This window comes from Anaerocolumna sp. MB42-C2 (genome assembly GCF_030913705.1).
In the GTDB taxonomy this organism is placed as follows: domain Bacteria; phylum Bacillota; class Clostridia; order Lachnospirales; family Lachnospiraceae; genus Anaerocolumna.
In genome coordinates, this window is record NZ_CP133190.1 from 2,544,888 (window position 1) to 2,552,500 (window position 7,613).

Here is a 7,613-nt window from a genome sequence, read left to right on the forward strand (position 1 = left end):
CCTTGGAAATACTTATGAACTATTCCTCCTTGCAGATTAAGCGTACTGAGTAGATTGAGTATACCGACTTTTTAGTTATCTATAATAGCTATCCTCACTTTATCCTGCATGGTATCGGCTATATCTTTAATGGATGGATTTGTTTCACTGATTAATTGGTATACACCCTCCGATATAGCGGCTGAAATATCAAACCATGAATTTAATGAACTTTTAGCTATTCCGTGCTCTATCTGCTTCAGAATAAATTCCTTGCTGACCACATATCCATCCTTATCAAAATTATATTCTGCATCTACTTGCGCAGGTATACTTTCCGTTTCCTCTGCAATCTGTTTTACTATACTTTTCTGTGTTACATAGTTAAGAAACTTTATGGATGCTTCATAATCAGCCGTGATTGAAATTCCAATGTTTTTTCCGTGAAACATATAGTTTTCTTTTTTTTCATATGGTACTGCAGCAACTCCTACCTTAAAATCAATATCACCGTCTTTAATAACCGATAAAGCACTAAGGTTATTAATCATCATTGCGATTTCACCATCCATAAAGTTATTGGTTAAATCCAGCTGATTCCAATTAATACACTCCTCAGGAATTAATTTATTCCTTTTTAAGTAGTCTATTAATTCAAAAACTTTCATTCCTCCTTCACCGTTAATATCACGTATGGATCCGCCTGTTGTATAAAGCATCTGTATGAAAAAAGCAGTTATTTCTTCCGGTTGTCTTGCCGCAATACCAATACCGTTAATGCCGACCTCTTCTGCTTTTCGTGCAGCAATTTTTAAATCATCCCAGGTTGTTGGTACCACTACATTATTCTTTTTGAATAAATTTTTATTCCATATTAATACATAGGGATCACAGGTAAATGGTATCCCGTAATATTTACCATCACTTCTGGTATTATTCCATTGTTCTAAATAATAATGGGATTCCATAGATGTCTCATGGATATATTCACTTATGTCTCTGAGTACATTAAGGTTAATCAAAGCGGGCATAATAGAGTTGTCACATATTATTAAATCTGCAAGCTGATCCTGATCCAGATTCATACAGATCTCTTTTTTAAAATCATTTTTGGATATAAACTCAATCTCCACCTTAGGGTTATTCTTAATATTGGAATACTGGTTAGTAATATCCTGGAGCATTTTACTGTTTGGTACATTTTCATAAGGAGCCAGTATACGTAAAACTTTTCTGTCCGTGGTTTCACGATCTGCAGGTGTTTCCTTTAAACTATCCTTATAATAATTACCAGCATAAATTAATAAGATTAACATTACCCCTAATGACAATATCGCAGTTATCCGAAACATTTTCATTTAAATTACCTTCTTATACTCTGATGGTGATATGCCGCAAACGGATTTAAAAACCTTATTAAAATACTTAGGATCCTTAAACCCAACCTGTTCAGCAACTTCCTGAATCCGGTATTTTCCGGAAAGTATCATACGCTTTGCAATACTGATTCTAAAATTCCTTAAAAACACAACGAAGTTGACATTAATTTTCTGGTTAAATAACTTGCTTAAATATTCAGGTGTTACTCCTACCAGATTCGCAGCCTCAGATAATGTGATATCTTTTTGATAATTGTCCCTGATAAAATTTATCACTTTCAATACAGTCAAATTATCAATATCCATCTCTTCATCTGTGCCAGTAAGTATTGTATTTACAACTTTTTCATAGTTTAAGATTAAATCTGTTTTTGTTTTACTCTCAATTATGTTATTTATTACATAATGGAATATTAGCTGCGGTTCCGATTGATCATTATATTCTTTGGCTACATTATAAATACTGGATGAAAATCTAGCCGTATATTCTCTTATAAGCTCTGGCTTACCGTTACTCTCAATGATAAGCGTTTTAAATTTGTCACTTATTTTCAATGCTTTTTCATAATTTCCATTAATAATTTCTTTTCGAATCCGGTTTTCTAAATCAATTGGATAACTAATTGGAGCAAACTCCAATTTTTCAACCATATGACTATCCAAAATCACATTACTGCCATAAACAAACGTATAGGATAAAAGGGTTTTTAACGCTACTATAGCATTTTCCAGTCTATTTAGTCCCATTATGGAAGTATAGCTGCAATGACAAGTGCCTATATTATTTAAACAGGGCAAGATATGCATTGAAAATAAATTCTTTAAAAATTTATTTTTTTCGGTATCAATAATAAGTAACAGTATTCCGTATTCAAAAGATAAATGAACGACATGAAAATTCATTATACATAAGGAGTTCATCTTATCTTTAATGCAATGAATCATTTCCCCTACTGTCTCCTGATCAAGACTATCCGGTTTTATCAGAAATAAGGTGATTTCCATTCTGTCATTTGTCTGCAATTGATTTGAAAGCTGACGTACCAATCGTTCTTTTTCATCTGATTCACAGGTCATTAAACTCCAGATTAACTGCCCTGAACTAATTTTTTCAGATTTTTCTTTTAGTATCTTTGCTTCTGTATCCTTTAATGTTGATATAAAATTATCAATATCTACCGGCTTTAAAATATAATCAATCACTCCCAAATGCAGCGCCGTTCTGACATAATCAAAAGAGGAGTATCCCGTAAGTATCAACGCATAAAACGTAATGCCTTCTTCCTCAAGTGCACGAAGCATTGTTAGACCATCCATCCCAGGCATTTGTATGTCCGATAAGATTAAATCCGGTTTTAACTCCTTAACCAGCTTGATTCCCTCAAATCCGTCCGATGCAATACCGCATATCTCATAATCGGTAAATTTGTTGATAATATTAATTAAGCCCTCTTTGGTTTTAGGTTCATCTTCTACAATGACAATACGCATAAATCTCCTCCGATTCACCATACTTTTCTTTATACATTACCCTTATTCTGCCTGTATATAATTTATAGTGACTATAAGTCCACTATTTTCGAACTGCAACACATAAAACGCCAATGCACTATAAAGTGTATAATCTACATAGTAAAGCATATTTCATAATGTTTTTCACTGATTAAATCTAATTTCTGAGTAAGTTATTTTTCACTTTTCCCAGGTGTATTGATTGTTACTATTTATATTTCATATGGTATCATAATAGTAACGGAAGTCCCCTGCTCACTTGAATCCACATGAAAATAGCTATTGTCTCCGTAATACAGCTTTAATCTTGTAATAACATTTCTTACACCTATGCTAGTTTCAATCTTATCTTTTCTGTAGTCATAACTGTTAAATACTTCTGTTAATTCACGGGCCATACCTTTTCCATTATCTTCTACCTGGATTTGAATATAGGTATCATTTTTCTTTTGAATGATTAGTTCAATTTCATCATGACCAGTTTTACCTGGAAATCCATGTACAATAGTATTTTCTATAAGCGGCTGTATTAAAAGTTTGTGTATTCTACTGTGTTTAAGTGAATCATCGATATGAATCATACACTGAAAAGAATAACAAAATCGCTGCTGTTGCAAATAGATATACCTTTTTAGGTACTCCATTTCTTCGTCTATGGTTACAATTTCATTGCATTTTTGAATACTGTATCTTAATATGGCCGCTAAATTAATAAGCATCTTGCTGATTTGAAATTCTTCATTTTCAACAGCGACCCAATTAATAGCATCTAAAGTATTATATAAAAAGTGGGGATTAATTTGTGCTTCCAGAGATTTTATCTCAGCATTTTTCTCACGAACCAGGGCATCCCTTTCCTGCCTATTGGATTCTTTAATTTTGACGATCATGTCATTAAAATGATGTGCGATCGTTGCAAATTCATCCTTGCCTTCTATAGCTATCTGTACATCATAATCTCCCTGATCAGCTTTACCCATAGCATGTATTATTTTTTTAACTGCTTTGTCTGTACTTGCCGCAAAAGACATGGATAATAAAATACACATCATTCCTACTAATATACCGATTAAAATTATAATCATCGAAATATTCTGTACGTCTTTTAAAGCATACGTTAAATTCTGTACATTTATCAGCGTAAATACCCCTTCTTTAATACTGCTCACATGTACTTCCAGCCTTTTAGAGTTCATAAAATTATTATGATTAAAAAATTTTTAGTTGCTTTTTCTATACTTTCTTTGTTATATCCATTATACAGATTTACTCCTACATAAGACTCTGTTGGGAACGATATAATATCTCCTTCCTGATTCACAAGGAATGTTAAATTTGAATTAAAATCCATTCCGGTCGAGTAAACATTGCGAAGTGCTTTTTCATCAATACACAGAATAATACTGCCGACAGGTCCGTTCTCATAGTTATTAAAATCCGTGAGCTGATGCGCTATATAGAAATAACTTTTTTCCCCATAATTCATATCCGATTTACGAATTGTATTGGAATAAATAGCATGTTTTACATTTAATGAATCTTTAAACATAGTATTCGTTCTTATATGGTTAATATCGAAACAAAAACTTTCTACACCGGATAATGTAACTGTATCATAAAAGGTAGCATCCCCGTTTAGACCAACTATAGCTATACCCAAAATCTCTGGATATACATAAACAATATTCTCAAGTTTTTCTTCAATTTGATGTTTTGCTGAATAATAGTTTTTCGAATCCCAGACATTGATATATTTTAAGTTATCTATATAACTGCTGTCTGTATACATATCCATAATGATCTTATCATATGCATGAAAGAATTCCTCCACACTATTGCTGGATTGCTGCAGATTAGACATAATCAGTTCTTTTGTCTGCTTTTCAATAGTAGATGTACTTATTTTATATGATATAAATTGAATTAAGAAAATCGGGAGGATCGATATTATAAGTAACATGATCATTAATTTCTTAAACAGATTTAAGGATAAAAATTTTTTAACCATTGTTTTATGCAGCATACTAACCTATCCTTTTGTTTGATTGTTACAGATCCTGACATTAGATTACCAAAATTTTGTTACTTATCCAATTGTAGTATAATAATATAAATTATAGACAAATAGTTATTGTTTACGTCATTTTTACCAATTTAACTATTAATAGATTAGCATAAAATGTGAATGCTGTCATCACTTTTCACTATTATTTTATAATTTATTTCAAAATATCTGTTATATACATACCTTTGCTCATTAGAAACCCATAAAAAATTATTTTCCTCTTTGCCTGCCAACAGTAAATAGACACTTTTCAATTATCTGAACCAGTAAAAGCTTTAATTAAGTTCGTTTGGTTTAACAATCCCAAAATCACTTAGATAAAAGATACTTGTCTATTTATTTTATAACAAAAAAAGTTACCCATAATTAGGTAACTTTTCTTGTTATTTTTCACTTTTATACCTTCAAAACTACACATTATCCATCTATATTTATCCATCAACCTTTTAAGCGATTTTAAAATCACTCAGGAAATTTCCTTTTTGGTCAAGCCCTCGACCTATTAGTATTAGTCAGCTCCATGCATTACTGCACTTCCACCTCTAACCTATCCACCTTGTCGTCTTCAAGGGGTCTTACTGCTTTCGCATGGGATATCTTATCTTGAGGGGGGCTTCACGCTTAGATGCCTTCAGCGTTTATCCCTTCCCGACTTGGCTACTCGGCCATGCACTTGGTAGTACAACCGATCCACCAGAGGTCAGTCCAACCCGGTCCTCTCGTACTAAGGTCAGCTCCTCTCAAATATCCTACGCCCGCGCCGGATAGGGACCGAACTGTCTCACGACGTTCTGAACCCAGCTCGCGTACCGCTTTAATGGGCGAACAGCCCAACCCTTGGGACCTACTACAGCCCCAGGATGCGATGAGCCGACATCGAGGTGCCAAACCACTCCGTCGATGTGAACTCTTGGGAGTGATAAGCCTGTTATCCCCAGGGTAGCTTTTATCCGTTGAGCGATGGCAATCCCACTTTATACCACCGGATCACTAAGTCCTAGTTTCCTACCTGCTCCACCCGTCGGTGTCGCAGTCAAGCCTTCTTATGCCTTTGCACTCTGCGAATGGTTTCCAACCATTCTGAGAAGACCTTTGAGCGCCTCCGATACCCTTTCGGAGGCGACCGCCCCAGTCAAACTCCCCACCTGACATTGTCCACTGCCCGGATCACGGGCACATGTTAGAAATCCAATACTGCAAGGGTGGTATCCCAACAGTGGCTCCACCACGACCGGAGTCGTAGCTTCCAAGCCTCCCACCTATCCTGTGCATGCAATACCGAATCCCAGTATCAAGCTAGAGTAAAGCTCCATGGGGTCTTTCCGTCCTGGCGCAGGTAACCAGCATCTTCACTGGTATTTCAATTTCACCGGGTGCATTGTCGAGACAGTGCCCAAATCATTACGCCTTTCGTGCGGGTCGGAACTTACCCGACAAGGAATTTCGCTACCTTAGGACCGTTATAGTTACGGCCGCCGTTTACTGGGGCTTAAGTTCAACGCTTCGGATTGCTCCTAACATCTCCCCTTAACCTTCCAGCACCGGGCAGGCGTCAGCCCATATACTTCACCTTTCGGTTTTGCATAGACCTGTGTTTTTGCTAAACAGTTGCTTGGGCCAATTCTCTGCGGCCTGTATTTCTACAGGCACCTCTTCTCCCGAAGTTACGAGGTTATTTTGCCGAGTTCCTTAACAATGCTTCTCCCGTCGGCCTTAGGATTCTCTCCTCATCCACCTGTGTCGGTTTACGGTACGGGCTTATATAAAACAATAGCGGCTTTTCTTGGCAGTTAGCTCACCAGCTTCCCTACTTTAAATTTCGGTCCGCATCACGTCTTCGTATTGTGTGACGGATTTGCCTGCCACACTACTACCACGCTTGCACCGGTTTTTCCATTCCCGGCTCTGGCTTTCTCTCTGCGTCCCCACAGTTCTGTTTATATAAGGTACAGGAATTTCAACCTGTTGTCCATCGACTACGTCTTTCGACCTCGCCTTAGGTCCCGACTTACCCAGAGCAGATCAGCTTTACTCTGGAAACCTTGGATATTCGGCCTAGAAGATTCTCACTTCTATCTCGCTACTCATTCCGGCATTCTCTCTTCTTAACACTCCACGTCTCCTTACGGTAACGCTTCATCGCAGTTAAGAATGCTCCTCTACCAAACCCACTGCCCTTCGAACAACCGGAAATAATTCGTCAGAATTATTTCCTTCGCTGTTCGAAGAACAGCGAATTTCCACAGCTTCGGTGTCGTGTTTTAGCCCCGGACATTTTCGGCGCAGGACCTCTCGACTAGTGAGCTATTACGCACTCTTTTAATGTATGGCTGCTTCTAAGCCAACATCCTAGTTGTTTTCGAAATCCCACATCCTTTTCCACTTAACACGCACTTTGGGACCTTAGCTGGTGGTCTGGGCTTTTTCCCTTTTGACTACCCAACTTATCTCGTGTAGTCTGACTCCTGATCATCATCTGTATGGCATTCGGAGTTTGATAATCTTCGGTAAGCTTTGACGCCCCCTAGGATATTCAGTGCTCTACCTCCATCAGACTAAATCAAGGCTAGCCCTAAAGCTATTTCGAGGAGAACCAGCTATCTCCGGGTTCGATTGGAATTTCTCCCCTACCCACACCTCATCACCACCCTTTTCAACGGATGTGTGTTCGGTCCTCC

The 7,613-nt window shown here is 37.0% G+C and carries 4 protein-coding genes and 1 rRNA gene (1 of these 5 only partly in view); all 5 read right to left on the reverse strand.

The features are described from left to right. Window positions 1-71: 71 nt before the first annotated feature. Complete coding sequence (locus RBU59_RS11165; RefSeq protein ID WP_308147948.1) at window positions 72-1,337, reverse strand: ABC transporter substrate-binding protein; 1,266 nt, start codon at window positions 1,335-1,337, stop codon at window positions 72-74. Next, window positions 1,338-2,849, reverse strand: a complete 1,512-nt coding sequence (locus RBU59_RS11170) for a response regulator transcription factor (RefSeq protein WP_308147949.1) — start codon at window positions 2,847-2,849, stop codon at window positions 1,338-1,340. It lies immediately after the preceding gene. Between the two features lie 233 nt (window positions 2,850-3,082). After that, window positions 3,083-4,039 carry a sensor histidine kinase gene (locus tag RBU59_RS11175; protein ID WP_308147950.1) on the reverse strand — a complete coding sequence of 319 codons (957 nt, stop codon included), beginning with the start codon at window positions 4,037-4,039 and terminating at the stop codon, window positions 3,083-3,085. A 23-nt stretch (window positions 4,040-4,062) separates the two neighbouring features. Next, window positions 4,063-4,893: a cache domain-containing protein gene (locus tag RBU59_RS11180; protein ID WP_308147951.1), complete on the reverse strand. Its 831-nt coding sequence runs from the start codon at window positions 4,891-4,893 to the stop codon at window positions 4,063-4,065. 524 nt (window positions 4,894-5,417) lie between these two features. Then, window positions 5,418-7,613 (reverse strand): 23S ribosomal RNA (locus RBU59_RS11185); it runs 780 nt beyond the window's last position.

Excerpts from the sequence above, each read along its gene's own strand:
- RBU59_RS11180 (WP_308147951.1), bottom strand. The coding sequence starts at position 4,893 with ATGCTGCATAAAACAATGGTTAAAAAATTTTTATCCTTAAATCTGTTT.
- RBU59_RS11165 (WP_308147948.1), bottom strand. The coding sequence starts at position 1,337 with ATGAAAATGTTTCGGATAACTGCGATATTGTCATTAGGGGTAATGTTA.
- RBU59_RS11170 (WP_308147949.1), bottom strand. The coding sequence starts at position 2,849 with ATGCGTATTGTCATTGTAGAAGATGAACCTAAAACCAAAGAGGGCTTA.